This window comes from Streptomyces sp. R21, assembly GCF_041051975.1.
GTDB lineage: Bacteria > Actinomycetota > Actinomycetes > Streptomycetales > Streptomycetaceae > Streptomyces.
In genome coordinates this window covers 7,149,522-7,171,109 of sequence record NZ_CP163435.1, presented here as the reverse complement: position 1 = coordinate 7,171,109, position 21,588 = coordinate 7,149,522, and the positions used below count along the sequence as shown (strand labels likewise).

The window sequence follows — 21,588 nt, the reverse complement described above, 5'->3', positions numbered from 1 at the left end:
GGGGCGCCCCGACGTGGGGCGCCCCACAACCCATTGTGTCGCTCTGACGATTACACTGTGCCCCGTGCCTCAACTACGCCTCGCCCTGAATCAGATCGACTCGACCGTCGGCGATCTCGCCCAGAACGCCGAGGCGATCGTCCGCTGGACCCGGCACTCCGCCGAGCAGGGAGCGCATCTGGTGGCGTTCCCCGAGATGGTGCTGACCGGGTATCCCGTCGAGGACCTGGCCCTGCGGTCGTCCTTCGTCGAGGCGTCCCGCGCGGCGCTGCGCGCGCTGGCCGCCCGGCTCGCGGACGAGGGCTTCGGGGAGCTGCCGGTGATCGTCGGCTACCTCGACCGGTCCGAGAGCGCCCAGCCGAAGTACGGCCAGCCCGCGGGCACTCCGCGCAACGCGGCGGCCGTGCTGTACCGGGGGGAGGTGGCGCTGCGCTTCGCCAAGCACCACCTGCCCAACTACGGCGTCTTCGACGAGTTCCGCTACTTCGTGCCCGGCGACACCATGCCGGTCGTACGGGTGCACGGGGTGGACGTGGCCCTCGCCATCTGCGAGGACCTCTGGCAGGACGGCGGCCGGGTGCCCGCCGCGCGGTCCGCCGGGGCCGGGCTGCTGATCTCGATCAACGCCTCGCCCTACGAGCGCAACAAGGACGACACCCGGCTGGAGCTGGTCCGCAAGCGGGCCCAGGAGGCCGGGTGCACCACCGCCTACCTCGCCATGATCGGCGGGCAGGACGAGCTGGTCTTCGACGGGGACTCCATCGTCGTCGACCGGGACGGTGAAGTCGTCGCGCGGGCGCCGCAGTTCGCGGAGGGCTGCGTGGTCCTGGACCTGGATCTTCCGGCTGCCGCCGCCTCGCCGGTGGAGGGCGTCGTCGACGACGGGCTGCGCATCGAGCGGCTCGTCATCTCCGAGGAGCCGCTGCCCGCGTACGAGGCCGAGCTCGCCGGCGGGTACGCGGAGCGGCTCGACGACGACGAGGAGGTGTACTCGGCGCTGGTGGTCGGGCTGCGGGCCTATGCGGCGAAGAATGGTTTCAGGTCCGTGTTGATCGGGCTGTCGGGTGGGATCGACTCCGCGCTCGTCGCGGCGATCGCGTGCGATGCGCTGGGTGCGCAGAACGTGTACGGCGTCGCGATGCCGTCGAAGTACTCGTCGGAGCACTCCAAGGGCGACGCGGCGGAGCTGGCGCGGCGGACGGGGCTGAACTTCCGGACCGTGCCGATCGAGCCGATGTTCGACGCGTATATGTCGTCGCTGGGGCTGACGGGGCTGGCGGAGGAGAACCTGCAGTCCCGGCTGCGGGGCACGATGCTGATGGCCATCTCCAACGAGGAGGGGCACATCGTGCTGGCGCCGGGGAACAAGTCCGAGCTGGCGGTGGGGTATTCGACGCTGTACGGCGACTCCGTGGGGGCGTACGGGCCCATCAAGGACGTGTACAAGACGTCGATCTTCCGGCTCGCGGAGTGGCGGAACCGGGCGGCGGCGGAGCGGGGGCAGACGCCGCCGATCCCTGAGAACTCGATCACGAAGCCGCCCAGCGCGGAGCTGCGTCCCGACCAGGTCGATACGGACTCTCTTCCGGACTACCCGGTCCTGGACGCCATCCTTGAGCGGTACGTCGACCGGGACGAGGGGGCCGACACGATCGTGGCGGCCGGGTTCGAGCGGGAGCTCGTCGTGAAGACGCTCCGGATGGTCGACACGGCCGAGTACAAGCGGCGGCAGTATCCGCCGGGCACCAAGATCTCGGCGAAGGGTTTTGGCAAGGACCGGCGGCTGCCGATCACGAATCGGTGGCGCGAATCTGGCGGGGGCGCCTGACGCCGGGCGCCTGACGCCGGTGGGTGGGTCGGGGCCGTGCCGGTACGTCTTGCCCGTCGCCGCGTGGGCGTACTGCCCGGGGGTTGCATTCGGCGGGACTTGGCGGGCGGTCTGCTACGCGACGGGCAGAGACGTACCGGCACGGCCCCTTGCGTGCGTACACGACTGCGGGTGGTGCCTCGCTTGCTGCGGGCGCGCGTACGGGCTGGGGCGGCTGCCCACCCAGCGGCGGCGCGGTGGGGCTGGGGTGCCGGTCCGCTCAAGCTGCGGGCAATCGTGCCGCTGGGGCGGCACGGGTGGGCGCAGGCGGCGCCTCGTCAGCGCCGAGTTGCGCGGCCCACCCCCGACCAGCACCCACGCCGGGTGACAAGGAAACAAGGGGTACCCGGGGTTTGCCCACCCGCCCCCGGATCCCCGCTCAGACGTGGGCCGATTCCGCCTGCGTAGGGACGTGGGTGGCGATCAGGCGGCCCGGGGTGGAGGCGGTGGCGAGGGTGCGGCGGTGGTCGACGGCGTAGGCGGCTGCGGCGACCGCGAGGCCGAGGACCGCGAGGGCGGCGCCGGCCACCGCAGGGGACGTGGCGCCGAAGCCCGCCGCGAGGGCGAGCCCCCCGATCCACGCACCCCCGGCGTTGGCGAGGTTGAACGCGGCCTGGTTGGCGGAGGACGCCAGCGACGGGGCGGCGGACGCCTTCTCCATGACCATCAGCTGGAGAGGAGACCCGGTGACGAACGCGGCCACGCCGAGGAGCGTCACGGCGACCGCCGCGCTCCACTGCGTCGACATGAGGACCGGGAACAGGGCGAGGACCACGACGAGGGACACGAGGCCGCCGAAGAGGGTGCCCCGCAGGGAGTGGTCCGCGAGGCGCCCGCCCAGCAGGTTGCCCGCGGTCGCCCCGACGCCGAAGAGGGCGAGGAGCAGGGTCACGCTGCCGTCGGCGTACCCGGCGGAGTCCGTGAGCATCGGGGTGATGTAGCTGTACGCGGAGAAGAGAGCCCCGAAGCCCGCCACGGTCGTACCGAGGGCCAGCCAGACCGGCAGGGAGCGCAGCGCGGCCAGTTCGCCGCGCAGGCCGACCTTGGGGGCGTGCGCGTGGTCGTGGGGGATCAGGAGGGCGAGGGCCGCGATGGCGGCCAGGCCGATCGCGCTGACGCCGAGGAACGTGGCCCGCCACCCCAGCTCCTGGCCCATGAGGGTGGCCACCGGCACGCCCACGACGTTGGCGACGGTCAGGCCGAGGAACATCAGCGAGACGGAGCGGGCCTTGCGCTCGGGGGCCACCAGACCGGTGGCGACGACCGCGCCGACGCCGAAGAACGCGCCGTGCGGAAGTCCGCTCAGGAAGCGGGCGGCCAGCAGCCAGTGGTAGTCGGGGGCGAACGCCGAGAGGGCGTTGCCCGCGACGAACAGGCCCATCAGGGCGATCAGCACCTTGCGGCGGGACATCCGGGCGGTGGCCGCGGCGAGGAGCGGGGCGCCGATCACCACGCCCAGCGCATACGCCGAGACCAGGTGTCCCGCGACGGGGATCGATATGTGGAGGTCGTCCGCGACGTCGGGCAGCAGGCCCATCATCACGAACTCGGTGGTGCCGATGCCGAAGGCGCCCACGGCGAGGGCGAGCAGGGCCAGGGGCATGAAGGGGGCCTTTCAAGGGGGACGAGCGGAGTTCCGTACAGGAAAGTTTAACTGCGGAACAAAGTCTCCCCGACCCAGTATTCCGGGAGGTTAAAAGTGCATGATCGCTGTGGTCATGCGCGTGATCCCGAGGTTAAGAATTGAGCTTCACGCGCGCGGCGACCGGAAGGTGGTCGCTGCCCGTCTGCGGCAGGGTCCACGAGGTCACCGGCTCGACTCCCTGGACCATGATCTGGTCGATCCGGGCCATCGGGAACGACGCCGGCCAGCTGAACCCGAAGCCGCTGCCCGCCGCGCCCTGCGTGGAGCGCATCTGGGCGGTGACGGCGTTGAGCGCGCGGTCGTTCATGGTGCCGTTGAGGTCGCCCAGCAGGATCTTCCGGCTCAGCTTCTCGGCGCCGATCGCCTCGCCCAGCGCGTCGGCGCTCTTGTCGCGCTGACGCGCGGTGAACCCGGCCTCCAGCTTCACCCGCACCGAGGGCAGGTGGGCGACGTACACCGCGACCTGCCCGTCGGGCGCGGCCACCGTCGCCCGCATCGCGCGCACCCAGCCCAGCTTGATGTCCACCGGCTTCACACCGCTCAGCGGGTACTTGCTCCACAGCCCGACGGTGCCCTGCACCGAGTGGTACTTGTAGGTGGCCGCGAGCGCCTTCTCGTACACCGGTACGGCGGTCTGCGTGAGCTCCTCGAGGGCCAGCACGTCGGCGCCGGACGCGGCCACGTCGCGGGCCGTGCCGGAGGGGTCCGGGTTGTCCGCGTTGACGTTGTGCGTGGCGACGGTCAGGTCGCCGCCGCTGCCGGTCTTGTCGGTGAGCAGCCCGCCGAAGAGGTTGAGCCAGACCGACACGGGCAGCAGCACCGCGATCAGGGCGGTCGCCGACTTCCGTACGAACGCCAGGATCAGCAGGATCGGAATCAGGACGCCCAGCCAGGGCAGGAACGTCTCGGTGAGGCTGCCCAGGTTGCCGATCTTGTTCGGGATCTGCGCGTGCAGCAGCATCACCAGCGCGAGGAGGATCGCGAGCGCGGCCAGGATCAGGCCGCGGCGCCAGATGCCGCGGTCGCCTCTCCAGCCGTCGAGCAGGCGCCGAAGCCGGGAACCTCGACGCTCGGCCCCCGAGCCGCCGTTGTCCGTCTCCGCCACATACGCCTGCGCCATACCGTCGCCTCACAACCTGCCGTACACACCGTCAGCCCCGCGGCTACGACCCTAGGGGATGATCGGTGTCGTTCTCGCCGTCCCGCGACGGCCGTACGGGCACGAGGACGAAGAACTCGGCGTTCGAAGTTCCGAATGCGGGCGTACCGCACGGCCTCTGTGACGAAACGCGCACATTCGGCCCTCGGCGCGCCGCCCGGCCTACGACTTGGCCGGGCGCAGGCCTTCGAGGAGTCGGTCGACGACCTGTTCGGCGAGGTTCTCGGGGAGTTCGGAGTCCGGGCGCATGATGGAGCGCACCAGCAGGGGGCCGACGAAGAGGTCGTTGAGCAGGTCGATGTCGACGTCGTCGCGCAGTTCGCCGTTCAGCTGTCCGCGGCGCAGCACCTCGGTGCCCATCCGGCGCCTCGGGTCGATGACCATCGCGTGGTACGCGGCCCAGATCTTCGGGCTGCTCTTCATCTGGGCGTAGACGTTGTGCAGGATCGCCGACGAGCGGGTGGCCAGGCCGCGTTGGCGCAGCGACTCCAGCAGGACGACCAGGTCGTCGCGCATCGAGGTGCCCGGGAGTTCGGGGTCCTGGGGCTCGGCGGCGCGCAGGACGTCGACGAAGAGCTCCTCCTTGCCGCTCCAGCGGCGGTAGATGGTCGCCTTGCCGACGCCGGCGGTGCGGGCGACGCGCTCGATGGACAGCTCCGACAGCGGTACGCCCTCTTCGAGGAGCCTCATCACGCCTTCGAGGATGGAGCGTTCCACGGCCTCGCTGCGGGGACGGCCCCGAGCGGGACCCTCTTGACTGGCCGGGCTGTTCGCGAGGCTCACGTCGACTCCGTTTCTTCGCTGCCCTGGTGGCAATCCCCCGTGATTCTCCCTGGTGTACGGCGGGTGCGGGCATCCGCGCCGGGATGCCCGCCTTCCGCGTATCTCCGCTCAGTGGTCCGCCGTGACCAACTCCGTTTCCTCCTTGCCCTCCTGAGGGGCCGGCGCCCGGCCCGGCAGGAACAGGGCGACCACCACGGCGCCGACGACCGCGACGGCCGCGCCGCCCAGGGCCGTGATGTGCATGGCGTGCAGGAAGGCGTCGTTGGCCGAGTCGACGAGGGCCTTGCCCTGGGCGCCGGACTTCGCGGCGACACCGAGGGTGGCCTCGATGGACTCGCCCGCGGTGTGCCGCAGGCCCGGGGGCAGCAGGGAGAGCTTGTCCTCGATGCCGTTGCGGTACGAGGTGGACAGCACCGAGCCGAGGACCGCGATGCCGAGCGCGCCGCCGACCTGGCGGAAGGTGTTGCTGAGCGCGGACGCGGAGCCCGCCTTCTCCCGCGGCAGGGCCTGCATGATGACGACGCTGGTCGGGGTCATGATGTGCGCCATGCCGGTGCCCATGAAGAAGAAGACGACCTCGAGGAGCCAGATCGGCGTGTCGGCCTCCAGTGTGGCGAACGCGGCGAGCATCGCGGCGATGATCAGCATGCCCGCCGTGCAGGTGGCCCGGTTGCCGAAGCGGTCGACGACCAGCCGGGCCCGCGGCGCGAAGATGATCTGGGCGGCGGCGAGCGGCAGCATCAACAGGCCGGTCTGCAGCGGCGAGTAGCCCCGCACGCTCTGGGTGTAGAAGACGGAGAAGAAGGTCACGCCCATCAGTGCGAAGAAGACCAGCGCTATGGCGGAGATGGCGGCCGAGAAGACCTTGTTCCCGAAGTACGAGATGTCGATGGACGGGTGGTCGCTGCGCTTCTCGTACACGACGAAGACGGCGAGCACCGCGAGACCGGCCGCGATCGTCGCGAGCACCGTGGCGTCGGTGAAGTCGGCCAACTGGCCGCCCTTGATGATGCCGTAGACAAGCAGGACGAGGCCGATGACCGACAGGACGACGCCGACCGGGTCGACGCGGCCGGGGTTCGGGTCGCGGGAGTCGGGCACCAGCCAGAACATCAGGCCGAGCGCGAGGAGCACGATCGGCACGTTGATGAGGAAGACCGAGCCCCACCAGAAGTGGTCGAGCAGGACGCCGCCGGTGATCGGGCCGATCGCGATGGCGAGGCCGACGCCGCCCGCCCAGATGCCGATGGCCTTGGGCTGCTCGTCGCGCTCGAAGACGTTCATCAGGACGGCGAGCGTGGCGGGCATCACGAAGGCGGCGCCGAGGCCCATCACCGCGCGGAAGACGATGAGCTGGACCGGCGAGCCGGACTCCGCGGCGAGCGCCGAGCCGAGGCCGAAGAAGGCGAGGCCGGCGAGCAGCACCTTCTTGCGGCCGAGCCGGTCGCCGAGCAGGCCCGCGGTGAAGAGCAGGCCGGCGAAGACGAGGGTGTAGGCGTTGATGGCCCACTCCAGCTCGCTCTGGGTGGCGCCGAGACCGACGGGCGCCGGGGTCGAGATCGTCTTGATCGCGACGTTCAGGATCGAGTTGTCGAGCACCACGATCAGCAGGCTGAGCATCAGGACGCCGAGGATGGCCCAGCGGCGCCGGTGGACCGCCTCGGGCACTCGCCGTTCGGCGGGGGCAGCGGAAGTTGTCATGACGACCACCCTAGGTGAATTTCGATACGGCACCGTCTCGTATCGAAAATACTTTACGGAGAACTTACGAAGACACACCTGGGCTGTCCCCGCCACGAACGGGCCCACACTCCCCCGGCCCGGTGGACCGGTGCTCGACCATGAGACCTGTGTCGCTCCACCCGGTCTAGCCGCACGTGACACGAAGTGCCACCATGGAGGAGATCCGGGGACGCCGTCAGGGCGCCTCGAGATGACAGAAGGAGCCGTTGCGATGACGCAGCTTTCGGCTGCCCAGAAGCAGTCTGCGGAGGGTGTGCAGAAGACCACCGACAGCAGCAAAGCGCTGTACGGAGGCAAGAGCACCCGCCGTATCACGGTCCGCGACATCACCGCCGCCAAGGAGCGCGGCGAGAAGTGGCCCATGCTCACCGCGTACGACGCGATGACCGCGTCCGTCTTCGACGAGGCCGGCATCCCGGTCATGCTCGTCGGCGACTCGGCGGGCAACTGCCACCTGGGCTACGAGACGACCGTCCCCGTCACGATGGACGAGATGACCATGCTCTCGGCCGCGGTCGTCCGGGGCACCTCGCGCGCCCTGATCGTGGGCGACCTGCCCTTCGGCTCCTACCAGGAAGGCCCGGTGCAGGCGCTGCGCTCGGCCACCCGCCTGGTCAAGGAGGCCGGGGTCGGCGCGGTGAAGCTGGAGGGCGGCGAGCGTTCGCACCGCCAGATCGAGCTGCTGGTCGAGTCCGGCATCCCCGTCATGGCGCACATCGGCCTGACCCCGCAGTCCGTGAACTCCATGGGCTACCGCGTGCAGGGCCGCGGCGAGGAGGCGGCCCACCAGCTGCTGCGCGACGCCAAGGCCGTCCAGGACGCGGGCGCGTTCGCCGTGGTCCTGGAGCTGGTCCCGGCGGAGCTGGCCGCCGAGGTCACCCGCACGCTGCACATCCCGACGGTCGGCATCGGCGCGGGCCCGGAGACGGACGCGCAGGTGCTCGTCTGGACCGACATGCTCGGGCTGACCGGCGGCAAGGTGCCGAAGTTCGTGAAGAAGTACGCCGACCTGCGGTCGGTCATGGGCGACGCGGCGCGCGCCTTCGCCGACGACGTCGTCGGCGGAACGTTCCCGCTGGAGGAGAACTCCGTCCACTGAAGGACCGCTTGAAGGACCACTGCGGCACCGAAGCAGCCCGCCGAACTTCCCCCGTCGGCGGGCTGCTGCCGTCCTTTGCGCCTGAACCGGCGCCGCTCTCGCGGACCAAATTGCTCGCCGTGGGGGTTGCTCAATTGATGGTCGCGGTGCGTGCCGGTGCTGTCGGCGGTCTGTCGGTGCGGGCAGGTCCCTGTCGGTGACCTGTCGGCGGTTTGTCGGTGGGACCTGGGACCGTCATCGGCATGACGCGAATCGACAAGAACCCCAGCAGCGGCGCGAAGAGCGCCGTCACCGTTCGGGGGCTGGTCAAGCACTACGGCGAGACCAAGGCGCTGGACGGCGTGGACCTGGACGTCCACGAGGGCACCGTCCTCGGCGTGCTCGGTCCCAACGGCGCCGGCAAGACCACCCTCGTCCGCATCCTGTCCACCCTGCTCACCCCCACCTCCGGCCACGCGACGGTCGCGGGCTACGACGTGCTGAAGCAGCCCCGCCAGCTGCGCCGCGTCATAGGCCTCACCGGCCAGTACGCCTCGGTCGACGAGAAGCTCCCCGGCTGGGAGAACCTCTACCTGATCGGGCGGCTGCTCGACCTGCCGCGCAAGGACGCCCGGCGCCGCGCCGACGAGCTGCTGGAGCGCTTCTCGCTCACCGAGGCGGCCAAGCGCCCGGCGTCGACGTACTCCGGCGGTATGCGCCGCCGGCTCGACCTCGCCGCGTCCATGATCGGCAGTCCGGCCGTCCTCTTCCTGGACGAGCCGACGACCGGCCTGGACCCGCGCACCCGCAACGAGGTGTGGCAGGAGGTCAAGCGCATGGTCGCGGACGGTGTGACCGTCCTGCTCACCACCCAGTACATGGAGGAGGCCGAGCAGCTGGCCTCCGAGCTGACGGTCATCGACCGCGGCAAGGTCATCGCCAACGGCCGTATCGACGAGCTGAAGGCCCGGGTCGGCGGCCGCACCCTGCGCATCCGCCCGGCGGACCCGCTGGAGCTGCGCCCGACGGCGGCGGCGCTCGACGACTTCGGCCTCACCGGTCCCGGCAACGCGATCGTGGAGACCGAGACCGGCTCCGTCGTCGTCCCGATCCTCAGCGACGAGCAGCTGACCGCGGTGGTCGGCGCACTCACCTCGCGCGGCATCACGCTCGCCGACATCAGCACCGAACTGCCCAGCCTGGACGAGGTGTTCCTGTCCCTCACCGGCCACAAGGCCAGTGCCCCGCAGGACGCGTCCCCCGAACTCGCGGAGGTCGCCGTATGAGCACCGCAACCCTGACCCACTCCCCCGCCGCCGTACAGCACGACGGCCGGATCGGACTCCGCGGCAACCTGCGCCACATCGGCGCCCTGGTCCGCCGCAACCTGCTGTGGATCCGCCAGGACCCCGAGTCGATGTTCGACGCGATCCTGATGCCGATCGTCTTCTGCCTGCTCTTCGTGTTCGTGTTCGGCGGTGCGATCGCCGGCAAGGGCAACCAGAGCGACTACGTCAACTACGTGGTCCCCGGTCTGATGGCCATGATGGGCATGAACATCGCGATGGGTGTCGGCACCGGCTTCAACCAGGACTTCCAGACGGGTGTGATGGACCGCTTCCGGTCCCTGCCGATCGCCCGCTCCTCGGTCCTGATCGCCAAGATCGTGGTGGAGATCGGCCGGATGGTGGTCGCCGTCGCGGTCCTGCTCTCCGTCGGCTTCATCCTCGGCCTGTCCGTGTCGAACGTGCCGGGTCTGTTCGCCGCCGTGGGCCTGGCCATGGTCTTCGGCTTCGGAATCATGTGGATCTTCCTGACCATGGGCGTGGTGATGAAGAACGCCCAGTCCATCCAGGCGATGGGATTCCTCGTGCTGATGCCTCTGCAGTTCGGATCGTCGATCTTCGCCCCCACCAACTCCATGCCCGGCTGGCTCCAGGCCTTCACGGACTACAACCCGCTGTCGTCGCTGGCGGACGCCGCCCGCGGCCTGATGAACGGCGGCCAGCCGATCGCCCACGACGTGCTGGTCACGCTGATCTGGTCGGTCGTGCTCACGGCGGTCATGGCGCCGATCGCGATCAACAAGTTCCGTACCAAGGCCTGACGCCGGGTACGCCCGACGCAAGCACAAGCCCCCCGGTCCGCGTCAGACGAGGGCGGCGGCCTCCTCCGCGGAGAGCCCGCCGCCCTCCGCGTACGCGGTCTCGTACGTGGTGTCGTCGAGCAGCGCCCGCACGCCCGCCTCGGCCTGGGCGCGCACCTCGTCCTCCATCGGGCCCGTGAAGTGGCCCTGGGGCAGCAGATGGTCGGCGGCGCCGAGCAGCACGGCCGCGTCACGGACGCGGCGGCCGCCGTCCAGGCCGGTGAGGGCGATGGCGGCGGTGGTCAGGTGTGCGGAGGTCAGCTGCGGGGCGATCACCTGCGACAGCGATTCGTTGGACCGCGACAGCGCCTGCCGGGCCTTCTCCAGTGCGGTCGCGTACTGCCCCTCCTTCGCGTCCAGCCAGGCCTCCACGCCCAGCACGAACCCGTCGAAGACGACGAAGGTGACGGCCTCGAAGTTGTCGCGCAGCAGGCGCATCTGCTCGCGCGCCTCGTCGATCCGGCCGGTCCGGCCGAGCCACATCGCGAGGAAGAGCCGGGAGGCGGGCATGGCCTCGTTGACGGTTCCGTCGCCGCGCTCCAGGACCCCGCGCAGCATCTGCTCGCCGCGCTCGGTGTCCCCGCACTCCAGGAGTACGCCGCCGAGCCGGGCGCTGAGCACCGCCGTCTGGGCGCGGGCGCCGAGCCGTTCGGCATACGTGATCGCCTCCGCGTAGTCCGCGGCGGCGAGCGGGTATTCGCCCCGCCGCTCACGGGCCTCGCCGCGCGCGGAGAGCGCCTCTGCGCAGCCCCAGGCGTCCTCGATCCGGGTGAAGACCTCCAGCGCCTCGTCGGCGTCGCGGGTCGCGTCGCCCGCCCAGGAGGCCCGGTTGGCCAGCATGTTGGCGCGGGTCTGGAGGCAGAGGGCCAGCTCCCACTCGTAGCCGAGCTCGCGGCAGGTGCGGACGTTCTCGTCGATGACGTCGCGCATCCGCTCCATGTCGCCGTTCAGCAGAACGGCGTAGAACCAGAGGTTGCCGGGGCTGCGGCAGGTCTGCGGGAGGCCCGGGCGGTAGGTCTCGCTGATGATGCGCAGCTTCGCCTGGCCCTGCGGGCTCTGCCAGGAGTCCAGATCCATGTCCATGCAGGCGAGATGGACGAGGTGGACACCGCGCCGGGCCTCTTCGAGGACCTCGGGGCGCATCGGCGGCGGGGCGGCCGTGCAGCTCTCGTACAGCGGGGCGGCCGGCCGTACGGGCTCCACGAACGGGTCGGGGAAGAGCGCCATGACCTCGCTGGACCAGTGGCGGGCGACGATGCGCAGGTCGCGGATCTGCCAGTACCAGGCCAGCGAGAGGACGAGGCAGACCGCCTCCTGCTCGTCGCGCGCGGCGACGGCGTGCTGGAGGGCGGCGCGGACGTTCTCCGACTCCAGCTCCAGCCGCTCCACCGCCACCCGTTGGTCCGGGCCGCGCAGCAACGGGTCGGTGGTGCGGGCGAGTTCGCGGTAGTACGTGAGGTGGGCGCGCTCGGCGGCCGCTCGCTGCCCGGCCTCGTCGAGCCGTTCACCCGCGTACTCGGCGACGGTCTCCAGGAGCCGGTAGCGCATCGCTCCGTCGCCCGAAGGGGCCGCGACGACAAGGGACTTGTCGACCAGCGAGCCGAGCGCCTCCAGGGCCCCGGGTCCGCAGACGGCCTCGGCCGCGGGTAGGTCGCAGCCGCCCGCGAACACGGACAGCCGTCCCAGCGTGCCGCGTTCGTCCTCGTCGAGCAGGTCCCAGGACCAGTCGACGACGGCCCGCAGGGTCTGCTGGCGCGGCAGGACCGTCCGGCTTCCCGACGTCAGCAGCCGGAACCGGTCGTCGAGCCGGTCCGCGATCTGACGGGGCGTCAACATCCGTAGCCGGGCGGCGGCCAGCTCGATGGCGAGCGGCAGTCCGTCGAGGCGGCGACAGATCTCGGCGGCCGCCGCCGTAGTCTCCTGGTCGGCGTCGATCCGGAAGCCTGCCCGGGCGGCGGCGCCCCGGTCGGCGAACAGCCGCAGCGCGGACGGCTCCGGCAGCGGTTCCACGGGGCGCAGCAACTCCCCCGGTACGCCGAGGGGTTCGCGGCTGGTCGCCAGCACCGTCAGCTCCGGGCAGCGCTCCAGCAGCGCCTCGACGAGGTGGGCGGCGGCGTCCACCACATGTTCGCAGTTGTCGAGGATCAGGAGCATGCGGCGCCTGGCGCAGTGCTCGGCGAGCCGCACGAGGGGGTCGTCGTGCCGGTCGGCGACCGCGCGCATCTCCTCGGCGCCGGCGCCGCGCAGCACCGTCTCGCGTGCCCCGACGGCGGTGAGCACGGCCTCGGGCACGGCCTTCGGATCGTCCACCGGAGCGAGCTCGGCCAGCCACACCCCGTCCCGCGCCGCGTACGCCACGGTCTCCGCCGCCTCCTGCGACAGCCGCGTCTTCCCGGCCCCACCGGGCCCGAGCAGCGTCACGAGCCGCGCCGCCGCGAGGTCGCCCCGGATGGCCTCGATGTCGGCGTCCCGGCCGACGAAGGAGGTCAGGCGGGCGCGCAGGTTGCCGGGCGGGGTCGGGGTCGCTGTGCGGGTGCGGGACAGCACTGCGGAGCCGGTGGCCGCCTCGTTCGTACCGGCATCGGTGGCGGTGGCGCGGGCACGGGAGGCCGCGTACGGCTGTCCGTTCACGTCGGAGAACGAGCCGGGGCGGGCGTACGCCTGCCCGTCCGTCCCGGAACCCGGGTGCGAGGGCTCGTACGGGCTCAGCAACTCCCCGTGCAGCGCCCGCAGTTCGGCACCCGGATCCGACCCGAGGCGGTCCGCGAGGAGGTGGCGTACCTCCTCGTAGGCGGCCAGGGCCTCCGCGGGGCGGCCCACGTCGCGCAGGGCGCGCAGGCGCAGCGCCTGGAGGGGCTCGTCGAGGGGGTGGCTGTCGCAGAGGGCGGTGATCTCGGGCAGGGCCTGCTCGGCGCGGCCGAGGGCGAGGGCCGCGGTCAGCCGGGCGCGGTGCGCGTCGAGACGGCGGGTCTCCCAGCGGGCCGACTCGGCGGTGCGGTCCGGGAGGTCGGCCAGCGGCGGCCCGTGCCACAGGGCGAGGGCGTCGTCGAGGACCACGGCCGCCTTGGCGGGGTCGCCGTCGGCGAGCGCGCGGGCGCCCTCCCCGGCGAGCCGCTCGAAGCGGTGCAGGTCGATGTCGTCGGCGGACGCGGCGAGCCGGTAGCCGCCGTCCGCGGAGGCGATCGCGTCCGGGCCGAGCGCCCTGCGCAGCCGTCCCACCAGAGCCTGGAGCGCGCCGGTCGCGTCGGCGGGTGGATCGCCGCGCCAGACCTCGTCGACCAGGACGGCCGCGGGCACGAGGCGCCCGGGCCGCAGGGCGAGCACGGTCAGCAGGGCACGCAGCCGCGCCCCGCCGAGCGGGACGGCCGTGCCGTCGGGGCGGAGGGCCTGGGTGGTGCCGAGGATGCGATAGCGCACGGGGTCCATTGTCTACGGTGCCGTCAGCCCCGGTCCCGGGGTTCCGTGGGAGTGGCGCACTGTACGTCGAGTTCGACCAGGACACCGGTCTCGATGCGGCGCAGGGTGGCCCCCGACGCCGTACCGCCGTCCTCGACCACGTCCGCGCCGAACCACTTCGGACAACTGTGGACGGCCCGGAACGACCCCTCCCCGGGCACCGGCGTCCAGCTGCGTGAGCCGGGGGCGGTTTCCGCATAGCCCTGGGTCACCAGCCGGATGGCGCGGACGTGGCCTGTCGTCTCGGGCCATTCGCCGCTGTGCCGTTCGACGGTGAGCAGGCCGACCCTGCGGATCGACGCGCCGTCGTCCGCGGCGGACTCGTCCTCCGGGTCGCCGTTCAGGGCGGCGGTGAGCCCGTCGTCCGCGCGCAGGACACGGATGACGCCCTCCTCGTCCCGCACCCGCTCCACCTGCCCCACGATCGTGCTGAGCTCACCGGACCAGCCGCCCCCGAGCGCGTCGCCCTCGTAGGGGAGCAACAGGGGCCACGCCACCTCGTCCCCGACCGTGAACGGCGTGCCGCAGCACTCCATCTGCCAGCTCTCGTAGAACACCTGCCAAAACCCCATGGCACCACCTTCTCCGGAACTCAACGGGGTTCGCGAGACGTTTTCGGACCGAGCCCGGTACGGTCGGGCAGGCCCGAACAGATGCGCACCAGTCCAGGGAGCCCCATGACCACCGCCGCGTCCCGCCGCAGCGACCGGAGGATCAGCCCCGTCTTCGTGGGGATCGTGGCTGTCACGGCGGTGACGGGCTGGGCGACCTGGACGGGGTTCGCCGAGCAGCCGGGCGTGGCCGTGTTCCTGTTCGTCACGGCCGCGTGGATCGTCTCGCTCTGCCTCCACGAGTACGCGCACGCGCGCACGGCCCTGCACAGCGGCGACATCTCGATCGGCGCGAAGGGCTATCTGACCCTCAACCCGCTGAAGTACACACATGCCCTGCTCAGCATCGTCCTGCCGGTCATCTTCGTGATCATGGGCGGGATCGGTCTGCCGGGCGGCGCCGTGTTCATCGAGCGGGGCCGGATCCAGGGCCGCTGGAAGCACAGCCTGATCTCGGCGGCGGGCCCGCTGACGAACGTGCTGTTCGCGGTGGCGTGCACGGCCCCGTTCTGGCTGGACGCGCTGGACGGGGTGCCGCAGGACTTCCAGTACGCGCTGGCGTTCCTCGCCCTGCTCCAGGTGACGGCGGCGATCCTGAACTTCCTGCCGGTGCCGGGCCTGGACGGGTACGGGGTGATCGAGCCTTGGCTGTCGTACAACGTACGCCGCCAGGTGGAGCCCTTCGCGCAGTTCGGGCTGCTGGCCGTGTTCGCGATGCTGTGGATCCCCGAGGTGAACCGGGTGTTCTTCGACGCGATCTACTCGATCCTCAGCAGCCTGGGCATCGACGACCTGCACCGCTACTGCGGCCAGGAGCTGTACCGCTTCTGGCAGGGCACCAACGAGTACTGCCAGGTCAGCCGGTGACGGACTTCCGGGCCTTGTCCCGCTTGAGGTAGTACCAGGTCATGTTGGACGACAGGCCCGCGAGCAGCACCCAGACGATCCCCAGGAAGCTGCCCTGCGCGAAGGAGACGACCGCCGCGGCCACGGCGAGGAGGCAGACGACGAGGGCGTAGAGAGCGAGGCGGGGCATGGGACGGGCTCCTGTCGGGGGACACTGCTACGGCGTCCAGTGTCCCCCATCCGCTCATACGTCCGTGACGCGCAGGCCCGCGTGCGCCTTGTAGCGGCGGTTCACGGAGATCAGGTTCGCGACCAGCGACTCGACCTGGTGGGCGTTGCGCAGCCGCCCCGCGAAGACCCCGCGCATGCCGGGGATGCGGCCGGCCAGCGCCTGCACGATCTCCACATCGGCCCGCTCCTCGCCGAGGACCATGACGTCCGTGTCGATCTCCTCGATCTCCGGGTCCTGGAGGAGGACGGCGGAGAGATGGTGGAAGGCCGCGGCGACGCGCGAGTCGGGCAGCAGGGCGGCAGCCTGCTCGGCGGCGCTGCCCTCCTCCGGCTTCAGCGCGTAGGCGCCCTTCTTGTCGAAGCCGAGCGGGTTGACGCAGTCGACGACGAGCTTGCCGGTCAGCTCCTCGCGCAGCGACTCCAGGGTCTTGCCATGGCCGTCCCACGGTACGGCGACGATCACGATGTCGCTGCGCCGCGCGGTCTCGGCGTTGTCGGCGCCCTCGACGCCGTGGCCGAGCTCGTCGGCGGCGGCCTGCGCGCGGTCCGCGGCGCGGGAGCCGATGATCACCTTCTGGCCGGCCTTGGCGAGCCGGTAGGCGAGGCCCTTGCCCTGCGGTCCGGTGCCGCCGAGCACACCGACGACGAGACCGGACACGTCCGGAAGGTCCCAGGGGTCCTTGGCCGGGGCCTTCGCGGGGGCGCCTGCGGCGGGCTGCTGTGCACTGTCGGTAGAGGTCATGGGCCGACTTTACGTGCGCGGCCGCGGCGGGTGGCGGTCAGGTGAGGGCGGTCACGGGGACGCGGCGGAAGGTGATCGTCTCGTACGCGCCGAAGTCGCCCGTCTCGTAGAGGAGTCCGACGGTCGCCGCGTCGACGCGGACGAGGTCGCAGTACGCGGCGGGCAGCCCGTCGACCGTGTGGACGGTGCGCCAGGTGATGCCGGTGTCGGTGGAGGCGCGGACGGTCATCATGGCGCGGGAGTCGGGGTCGGCGGGGCCCGAGTACAGGAGCAGGTCGGGGTCGCGGAGTTGCAGGAGGCTGCCCTGGACGACGGGACCGACCAGGCCCGCCTGCGGGCGGAAGGGTTTCACGAGGGTGCGGCCGCCGTCCGTCGAGTACGCGTCGGCGCGGACCCCCGGCGACGGGGAGTCGTTGCGGGTGTTGAAGTAGATGCGGCCGTCGGGGAGTTCGGCGGCCGTGGTCTCGTTGACGTTGATGTATCCGTTGGTGTTCTCGTCGACATAGCCGAGTGACCAGGTCTCGCCGTGGTCGTCGCTGAACAGACAGTGGCCGCTGTTGTACTGCGGCTCCGTGCCGTTGTCGGTGCCGGTGGGCGGGAGCGTGTGGTTTCCGGGGACGACGACACGGCCGGTGGTGAGCTGGAGGGCGTGGCCGGGGGTGGTCGCGTACCAGCGCCAGCCCGGCTTCTTCACCTGCTTGGTGATCTCCTTCGGGCTCGACCAGGTGACTCCGTCGTCGTCGCTGTGCTGCACCCAGACCCGGCGCCCGTCGGCCTCCTTCACCCTGCCGCGCAGCAGGGCGTCCTCGGAGGCGGTGGCGGCCGAGCGGACGTGCACGAGGAGGACGCGGCCGGTGTCGAGGACGACGGGGGCGGGATTGCCCGCGAGGTTGTCGCCGTTCTTGGCGGCGGCCTGGAGCGGGCCCCAGGTGCGGCCGCCGTCCGTGGACCGCTTCAGGACGATGTCGATGTTCCCGTAGTCGCGGGCGGAGGCGACCCTGCCCTCGCAGAAGGCGAGCACGGTGCCCGTGTGCGTGACGACCACGGCGGGGATGCGGAAGCTTGCGTAGCCCTCGCGGCCCGCGCGGAAGGGGATGGTTGCCGTGCTCGCCTCTGCGCTTGCTTCTGCCATGGGCGGGCTTCTGCCCCGGTCGGGCGAATTCGTGGTGAACTCCGGGTCACGAGTGACCGGTTGCGGCAGGATGCGTGCGCATGGACGCCGTACGGGTCGCGCTGCTGCGCGAAGTGCTCGCCGGAACCGAGTGGCCCGCGGCCACCAGGCGGTTCGCGGGCGCCCTGCGGGGCTCCGTGGTGTCGTACGGCGGCGGACTCCTGCTCGTGGGCACGGCGGAGTACGAGCCGTGGCATCTGGCCGCGCACCTCGTCGACGAGGCGGCCTGGTCCGGTACGCCGGAGCTGGCGCCGACGCTGGTACGGCACGGGGCGCGGGACTCCGACCCCGCGCATCTGGCCGTGGGCCTCGGGCGGATCGAGGCGGCCCGGCGCGGCGAGACGCTGCTCGTCGTCGCTCCCGCTGCGCCGGGCGCCGCGCTGTTGGAGCGGGTGCACGACGCCCGGCGGGCCGGGGCGACCGTGCTCGCGCTCGACTCCGGGGACCGTGAGCTGGGCGCCATGGCCCACGAGGCCCTGACGGTGCCCACGGGGACCGACCTCGACCTCGACACCGTTCAGCACCTGGTGAGTGCGGGGGCCGGGGAGAACTCCGTGCCGGAGGGGCGGGGGCGGCGACGGTTCCGCGACCGGATGTCGCGGCTGGCGGACCGGCTCACGGGGCCGCCGCCGGCGCGCTGGTAGGCGGAGACCGGGAGGATGCCGCTCACCCGACGCAGCCGGGCTCGGCTCGTTTAAAGCGGTTGCTCCCGGAGGGCCTTGCCGCTGAGCATGGCCCCTCGTGAGTGACGACACCCCCTCCCCCGCCCCCTCCGCCCGGCTGCGCGCGCTGCTCCCCGACCTCGCGCCCTGGCGGGCCTCCGCCGACTTCCGGCGGATGTGGGTGGCCGGGCTGATCACGAACTTCGGCAGTTTCCTCACCTTCGTCGCGTTGCCGGTGCAGATGAAGGAGCTGACCGGGTCCGTGGCGGCGGTCGGGGCGATCGGGGCCGTGGAGCTGGTGCCGCTGATCGTGTTCGGGCTGTACGGCGGGGCGCTCGCCGACGCCCTGGACAAGCGGAAGCTGATCCTTCTCACCGAGGCCGGGCTGGGCGTCCTGAGCGCCGTGCTCCTGGTCAACGCGCTGCTGCCGCACCCCGCGGTGTGGCCGCTGTACGCGGTGGCCGCGCTGTCGTCCGCGCTCGGGGCGATCCAGCGGCCCGCGCTGGACTCGATCGTCCCGCGGATCGTGGCACACGAGCACCTCCCGGCCGCCGCCTCCCTCAACTCCCTGCGGTGGACGGTCGGCGGGGTCGCCGGGCCGGCCCTCGCGGGCGTCGTCGTGGCGTACGCCGGGCTCGGCTGGGCGTACGCCGCCGACCTGGCCACCTTCGCGGCGTCGGTGGTACTGGGTCTCGGGCTCGCCGCGTCGCCCGCCTCGCACGAGGCGGCGAAACCCTCGCTGCGGTCCATAGCGGAGGGCGCCCGGTACGCGTGGAACCGCAAGGAACTTCTCGGGACGTACGCGATCGACCTCGCGGCGATGTTCTTCGCGATGCCGCTCGCCGTACTGCCGTTCCTCGCGGACGAGTTGGACGCGGAGTGGTCGCTCGGGCTGATGTATGCGGCGCTTCCGGCCGGGGCCCTGCTCGTGACGCTGACCAGTGGGTGGACCTCGCGTGTCCAGCGGCACGGGCGGGTGGTGGCCCTCTCGGCGGCGCTGTGGGGGCTCGCCATGGTGGCCGCGGGGGTCGTGGACGACGTATGGCTGGTGCTGCTGTTCCTGACCGTCGGTGGTGGTTTCGACATGGTCAGCGGGATCTTCCGGGCCGCGATGTGGAACCAGACGATCCCGGACGAGCTGCGGGGCCGGCTGGCCGGGATCGAGCTGCTGTCGTACTCCGTGGGGCCCCAGCTCGGGCAGGTCCGCGCGGGCGGCATGGCCGCGTGGACGAGCGTGCGGACGTCGGTCTGGGCGGGCGGGGCACTCTGCGTGGGCGCGGTGGGGCTCCTCGCGCTCTGTCTGCCGAAGCTGATGACGTACGACGCCCGCACGAACGAGCACGCGCTGCGGATGCGGGCCGTGCGGCGGGCCGAGGACGAGGCGGCGGCCGGGGCGGGGGCGGCCGAGGCCGCGTAGGCCCCGGCCGGCCGCGGCCTCAGCCGTCGAACCTCAGGCCTCGGACTTCAGGTCTCAGGCCTCGGACCTCAGGTCTCGTCGTCCGAGCCCTGCGCTGCCGCGTCGTGCCACTTGGGGTCGTTCTCCCATTCGAGGTTCCGCTCCCGGGCGGACTCCATCGCGTGTTCGGCCTCCGCGCGGGAGGTGTAGGGCCCGAAGCGGTCCTTGCCCGGACAGTCGGGGCCTTCCTCGACCTTCTTGTGCTCCAGGCAGTAGTACCACTCACCGGGCTTCCCGACGGTCCGCTTCTTGAAGAGGGCCATGTCCGGCTCCTTTCGCCACGGACATGGTCCCCCATGGCCGCTGGTTAGACTCGCTGGCATGTCTGGCCAGTCACTGCTCGTACCAGGGGAGCTCTCTCCCACCCGTCCCGTGCCGGGAAACATCAGGCGCCCCGAGTACGTGGGCAAGCCCGCCCCCACGCCGTACACCGGACCGGAGGTGCAGACGCCCGAGACGATCGAGGCGATGCGCGTCGCCGGGCGGATCGCGGCGCAGGCCATGGCGCAGGCCGCGAAGCTGATCGCGCCCGGCGTCACCACGGACGAGCTGGACCGCGTCGCGCACGAGTACATGTGCGACCACGGCGCCTACCCGTCGACGCTCGGCTACCGCGGCTTCCCCAAGTCGCTGTGCACCTCCGTGAACGAGGTGATCTGCCACGGCATCCCCGACTCCACGGTGCTGCGCGACGGCGACATCATCAACCTCGACGTGACGGCGTACATCGGCGGCGTGCACGGCGACAACAACGCGACGTACCTGGTCGGCGACGTCGACGAGGAGTCGAGGCTGCTGGTCGAGCGGACCCGCGAGTCCCTCGACCGCGCCATCAAGGCCGTCAGGCCGGGCCGTCAGGTCAACATCATCGGGCGCGTCATCGAGTCGTACGCGAAGCGGTTCGGGTACGGGGTCGTGCGGGACTTCACCGGGCACGGGATCAACTCCTCGTTCCACTCCGGGCTGATCATTCCGCACTACGACAGCCCGCACGCGACCACCGTCATCCAGCCCGGGATGACCTTCACCATCGAGCCCATGCTGACGCTCGGCTCCCACGACTACGACATGTGGGACGACGGCTGGACGGTCGTCACGAAGGACCGGAAGCGGACGGCCCAGTTCGAGCACACGCTGGTCGTCACCGAGAGCGGTGCCGAGGTCCTCACGCTGCCGTAGTCCCGATCGCTCACGCGAAAAGCCCGTCCCTGTCCGGCGAATTCCGGGGGCGGGCTTTTCCGTCGGCCCGTTCGAGTGGCCCCGATCAGGAATCGGGGTACGTTTTTACCGACAGGATGTCGGGAACTCCCGGAGGTCCCCCATGAACGCGTCGGGCACGCCCTTCTCGACCCTCATCCGCACCGCCTCCCACACACAGCACACCGAGGCGGAGACCTCGACGTTCATGGGTGACCTGCTGGGCGGCCGGCTGGGCGTGGACGCGTTCGCCCGCTACACCGAGCAGCTGTGGTTCGTGTACCGGGCGCTGGAGGACGGCGCGCGGGAGCTGGCCGGCGACCCGGTGGCGGGGCCCTTCATACGGCCGGAGCTGCTGCGGCTGCCCGCGCTGGAGCGGGACCTCGCGCATCTGCGGGGCGCGGGCTGGCGCGGGACGCTCACCGCGCTGCCGGCCACGCGGGCCTACGCGGCCCGGGTCGCCGAGTGCGCCCGGACCTGGCCCGGCGGCTATGTCGCCCACCACTACACCCGTTACCTCGGCGACCTCTCCGGCGGACAGATCATCCGCGGGAGGGCCGAGCGGACGTGGGGATTCTCGCGCAAGGGCGACGGGGTGCGGTTCTACGTCTTCGAGGGGATCGCCAACCCGGCCGCGTTCAAGCGGGGCTATCGCGAAGCGCTGGATCGGCTCGGCGTGGATCTGGATGATCTGGGGAAGCAGCGGGTAGTCGCCGAGTGCCGGCGCGCTTTCGGGCTGAACACGGCGCTGTTCCGTGCGCTGGGGGACGAGTTCCCCCAGTCTGCGTGACCCCT

General features: G+C 71.5%; 19 protein-coding genes. 9 read left to right on the top strand and 10 right to left on the bottom strand.

Going from position 1 to position 21,588, the window contains the following annotated elements; all coding sequences use genetic code 11:
- Positions 1 to 64 precede the first annotated feature (64 nt).
- The gene (locus AB5J56_RS31860; protein WP_369237583.1) at positions 65 to 1,828 is read left to right on the top strand and encodes an NAD+ synthase; all 1,764 of its coding nucleotides are present in this window, start codon (positions 65 to 67) and stop codon (positions 1,826 to 1,828) included.
- A gap of 418 nt (positions 1,829 to 2,246) precedes the next feature.
- Here the strand turns inward: AB5J56_RS31860 and AB5J56_RS31855 are convergent, their stop codons facing one another.
- From AB5J56_RS31855 to AB5J56_RS31840, 4 genes are all read right to left on the bottom strand, one after another.
- Positions 2,247 to 3,470, bottom strand: coding sequence for an MFS transporter (locus AB5J56_RS31855; RefSeq protein WP_369237581.1), 1,224 nt, complete (start codon positions 3,468 to 3,470; stop codon positions 2,247 to 2,249).
- A 133-nt stretch (positions 3,471 to 3,603) separates the two neighbouring features.
- Positions 3,604 to 4,632 carry an endonuclease/exonuclease/phosphatase family protein gene (locus tag AB5J56_RS31850; protein ID WP_369237579.1) on the bottom strand — a complete coding sequence of 343 codons (1,029 nt, stop codon included), beginning with the start codon at positions 4,630 to 4,632 and terminating at the stop codon, positions 3,604 to 3,606.
- 201 nt (positions 4,633 to 4,833) lie between these two features.
- Entirely contained in the window at positions 4,834 to 5,454 is a 621-nt protein-coding gene (locus tag AB5J56_RS31845; RefSeq protein WP_369237577.1) for a TetR/AcrR family transcriptional regulator, read from the bottom strand.
- A gap of 108 nt (positions 5,455 to 5,562) precedes the next feature.
- On the bottom strand, positions 5,563 to 7,155 hold the full coding sequence (locus AB5J56_RS31840) for an MFS transporter (RefSeq protein ID WP_369237575.1): 1,593 nt from the start codon (positions 7,153 to 7,155) through the stop codon (positions 5,563 to 5,565).
- 253 nt (positions 7,156 to 7,408) lie between these two features.
- Here AB5J56_RS31840 and panB point away from each other — a divergent pair, with 253 nt between their 5' ends.
- The 3 genes from panB to AB5J56_RS31825 all read left to right on the top strand — a co-directional run bounded on the left by panB (position 7,409) and on the right by AB5J56_RS31825 (position 10,382).
- Positions 7,409 to 8,296 (top strand): 3-methyl-2-oxobutanoate hydroxymethyltransferase, encoded by an 888-nt coding sequence (gene panB, locus AB5J56_RS31835; protein WP_369237573.1) that lies wholly within the window; start codon positions 7,409 to 7,411, stop codon positions 8,294 to 8,296.
- Positions 8,297 to 8,538: 242 nt separating this feature from the next.
- On the top strand, positions 8,539 to 9,561 hold the full coding sequence (locus AB5J56_RS31830; protein ID WP_369237571.1) for an ATP-binding cassette domain-containing protein: 1,023 nt from the start codon (positions 8,539 to 8,541) through the stop codon (positions 9,559 to 9,561).
- Complete coding sequence (locus tag AB5J56_RS31825) at positions 9,558 to 10,382, top strand: ABC transporter permease (protein WP_369237569.1); 825 nt, start codon at positions 9,558 to 9,560, stop codon at positions 10,380 to 10,382. The genes AB5J56_RS31830 and AB5J56_RS31825 overlap by 4 nt, the downstream gene beginning before the upstream one ends.
- A gap of 42 nt (positions 10,383 to 10,424) precedes the next feature.
- Here AB5J56_RS31825 and AB5J56_RS31820 read toward each other — a convergent pair whose 3' ends face one another.
- Entirely contained in the window at positions 10,425 to 13,847 is a 3,423-nt protein-coding gene (locus tag AB5J56_RS31820) for a BTAD domain-containing putative transcriptional regulator (RefSeq protein WP_369237567.1), read from the bottom strand.
- A gap of 14 nt (positions 13,848 to 13,861) precedes the next feature.
- A complete protein-coding gene (locus tag AB5J56_RS31815; RefSeq protein ID WP_369237565.1) occupies positions 13,862 to 14,449 on the bottom strand; it encodes a DUF6578 domain-containing protein in 588 nt (195 codons plus the stop codon).
- 105 nt (positions 14,450 to 14,554) lie between these two features.
- On the opposite strand from AB5J56_RS31815, the gene AB5J56_RS31810 reads away from it, so the two are divergent.
- Positions 14,555 to 15,355, top strand: a complete 801-nt coding sequence (locus AB5J56_RS31810; RefSeq protein ID WP_369237563.1) for a site-2 protease family protein — start codon at positions 14,555 to 14,557, stop codon at positions 15,353 to 15,355.
- On the opposite strand, the gene AB5J56_RS31805 is transcribed toward AB5J56_RS31810, so the two are convergent.
- Genes AB5J56_RS31805 through AB5J56_RS31795 form a run of 3 tightly spaced genes read right to left on the bottom strand, consistent with a single transcriptional unit; the run spans position 15,345 to position 17,439 of the window.
- Positions 15,345 to 15,524, bottom strand: coding sequence for a hypothetical protein (locus tag AB5J56_RS31805; RefSeq protein ID WP_369237561.1), 180 nt, complete (start codon positions 15,522 to 15,524; stop codon positions 15,345 to 15,347). The two genes, AB5J56_RS31810 and AB5J56_RS31805, sit on opposite strands and share 11 nt — an antisense overlap.
- A 54-nt stretch (positions 15,525 to 15,578) precedes the next feature.
- A complete protein-coding gene (npdG, locus tag AB5J56_RS31800; RefSeq protein WP_369237559.1) occupies positions 15,579 to 16,307 on the bottom strand; it encodes an NADPH-dependent F420 reductase in 729 nt (242 codons plus the stop codon).
- 37 nt (positions 16,308 to 16,344) lie between these two features.
- A complete protein-coding gene (locus AB5J56_RS31795) occupies positions 16,345 to 17,439 on the bottom strand; it encodes an exo-alpha-sialidase (RefSeq protein WP_369237557.1) in 1,095 nt (364 codons plus the stop codon).
- An 80-nt stretch (positions 17,440 to 17,519) separates the two neighbouring features.
- Between AB5J56_RS31795 and AB5J56_RS31790 the strand changes: the two genes are divergently transcribed.
- A complete protein-coding gene (locus AB5J56_RS31790; protein WP_369237555.1) occupies positions 17,520 to 18,122 on the top strand; it encodes a hypothetical protein in 603 nt (200 codons plus the stop codon).
- A 97-nt stretch (positions 18,123 to 18,219) separates the two neighbouring features.
- Positions 18,220 to 19,557, top strand: coding sequence for an MFS transporter (locus tag AB5J56_RS31785; protein WP_369237553.1), 1,338 nt, complete (start codon positions 18,220 to 18,222; stop codon positions 19,555 to 19,557).
- A gap of 68 nt (positions 19,558 to 19,625) precedes the next feature.
- Here AB5J56_RS31785 and AB5J56_RS31780 read toward each other — a convergent pair whose 3' ends face one another.
- Positions 19,626 to 19,859, bottom strand: a complete 234-nt coding sequence (locus AB5J56_RS31780) for a hypothetical protein (protein ID WP_369237551.1) — start codon at positions 19,857 to 19,859, stop codon at positions 19,626 to 19,628.
- Between the two features lie 58 nt (positions 19,860 to 19,917).
- On the opposite strand from AB5J56_RS31780, the gene map reads away from it, so the two are divergent.
- Together map and AB5J56_RS31770 are read left to right on the top strand one after the other, a co-directional pair.
- Positions 19,918 to 20,775, top strand: a complete 858-nt coding sequence (gene map, locus AB5J56_RS31775) for a type I methionyl aminopeptidase (RefSeq protein ID WP_369237549.1) — start codon at positions 19,918 to 19,920, stop codon at positions 20,773 to 20,775.
- Between the two features lie 142 nt (positions 20,776 to 20,917).
- Positions 20,918 to 21,583, top strand: coding sequence for a heme oxygenase (biliverdin-producing) (locus AB5J56_RS31770; protein ID WP_369237547.1), 666 nt, complete (start codon positions 20,918 to 20,920; stop codon positions 21,581 to 21,583).
- The last annotated feature ends 5 nt before the right edge of the window (positions 21,584 to 21,588 follow it).

What these genes read in the sequence shown, in the direction of transcription:
- AB5J56_RS31855 (WP_369237581.1), bottom strand. Translation starts at nt 3,470, where the DNA reads ATGCCCCTGGCCCTGCTCGCCCTCGCCGTGGGCGCCTTCGGCATCGGC.
- AB5J56_RS31850 (WP_369237579.1), bottom strand. Translation starts at nt 4,632, where the DNA reads ATGGCGCAGGCGTATGTGGCGGAGACGGACAACGGCGGCTCGGGGGCC.
- AB5J56_RS31840 (WP_369237575.1), bottom strand. Translation starts at nt 7,155, where the DNA reads ATGACAACTTCCGCTGCCCCCGCCGAACGGCGAGTGCCCGAGGCGGTC.
- panB (WP_369237573.1), top strand. Translation starts at nt 7,409, where the DNA reads ATGACGCAGCTTTCGGCTGCCCAGAAGCAGTCTGCGGAGGGTGTGCAG.
- AB5J56_RS31830 (WP_369237571.1), top strand. Translation starts at nt 8,539, where the DNA reads ATGACGCGAATCGACAAGAACCCCAGCAGCGGCGCGAAGAGCGCCGTC.
- AB5J56_RS31825 (WP_369237569.1), top strand. Translation starts at nt 9,558, where the DNA reads ATGAGCACCGCAACCCTGACCCACTCCCCCGCCGCCGTACAGCACGAC.
- AB5J56_RS31820 (WP_369237567.1), bottom strand. Translation starts at nt 13,847, where the DNA reads ATGGACCCCGTGCGCTATCGCATCCTCGGCACCACCCAGGCCCTCCGC.
- AB5J56_RS31815 (WP_369237565.1), bottom strand. Translation starts at nt 14,449, where the DNA reads ATGGGGTTTTGGCAGGTGTTCTACGAGAGCTGGCAGATGGAGTGCTGC.
- AB5J56_RS31810 (WP_369237563.1), top strand. Translation starts at nt 14,555, where the DNA reads ATGACCACCGCCGCGTCCCGCCGCAGCGACCGGAGGATCAGCCCCGTC.
- AB5J56_RS31805 (WP_369237561.1), bottom strand. Translation starts at nt 15,524, where the DNA reads ATGCCCCGCCTCGCTCTCTACGCCCTCGTCGTCTGCCTCCTCGCCGTG.
- npdG (WP_369237559.1), bottom strand. Translation starts at nt 16,307, where the DNA reads ATGACCTCTACCGACAGTGCACAGCAGCCCGCCGCAGGCGCCCCCGCG.
- AB5J56_RS31795 (WP_369237557.1), bottom strand. Translation starts at nt 17,439, where the DNA reads ATGGCAGAAGCAAGCGCAGAGGCGAGCACGGCAACCATCCCCTTCCGC.
- AB5J56_RS31790 (WP_369237555.1), top strand. Translation starts at nt 17,520, where the DNA reads ATGGACGCCGTACGGGTCGCGCTGCTGCGCGAAGTGCTCGCCGGAACC.
- AB5J56_RS31780 (WP_369237551.1), bottom strand. Translation starts at nt 19,859, where the DNA reads ATGGCCCTCTTCAAGAAGCGGACCGTCGGGAAGCCCGGTGAGTGGTAC.
- map (WP_369237549.1), top strand. Translation starts at nt 19,918, where the DNA reads ATGTCTGGCCAGTCACTGCTCGTACCAGGGGAGCTCTCTCCCACCCGT.
- AB5J56_RS31770 (WP_369237547.1), top strand. Translation starts at nt 20,918, where the DNA reads ATGAACGCGTCGGGCACGCCCTTCTCGACCCTCATCCGCACCGCCTCC.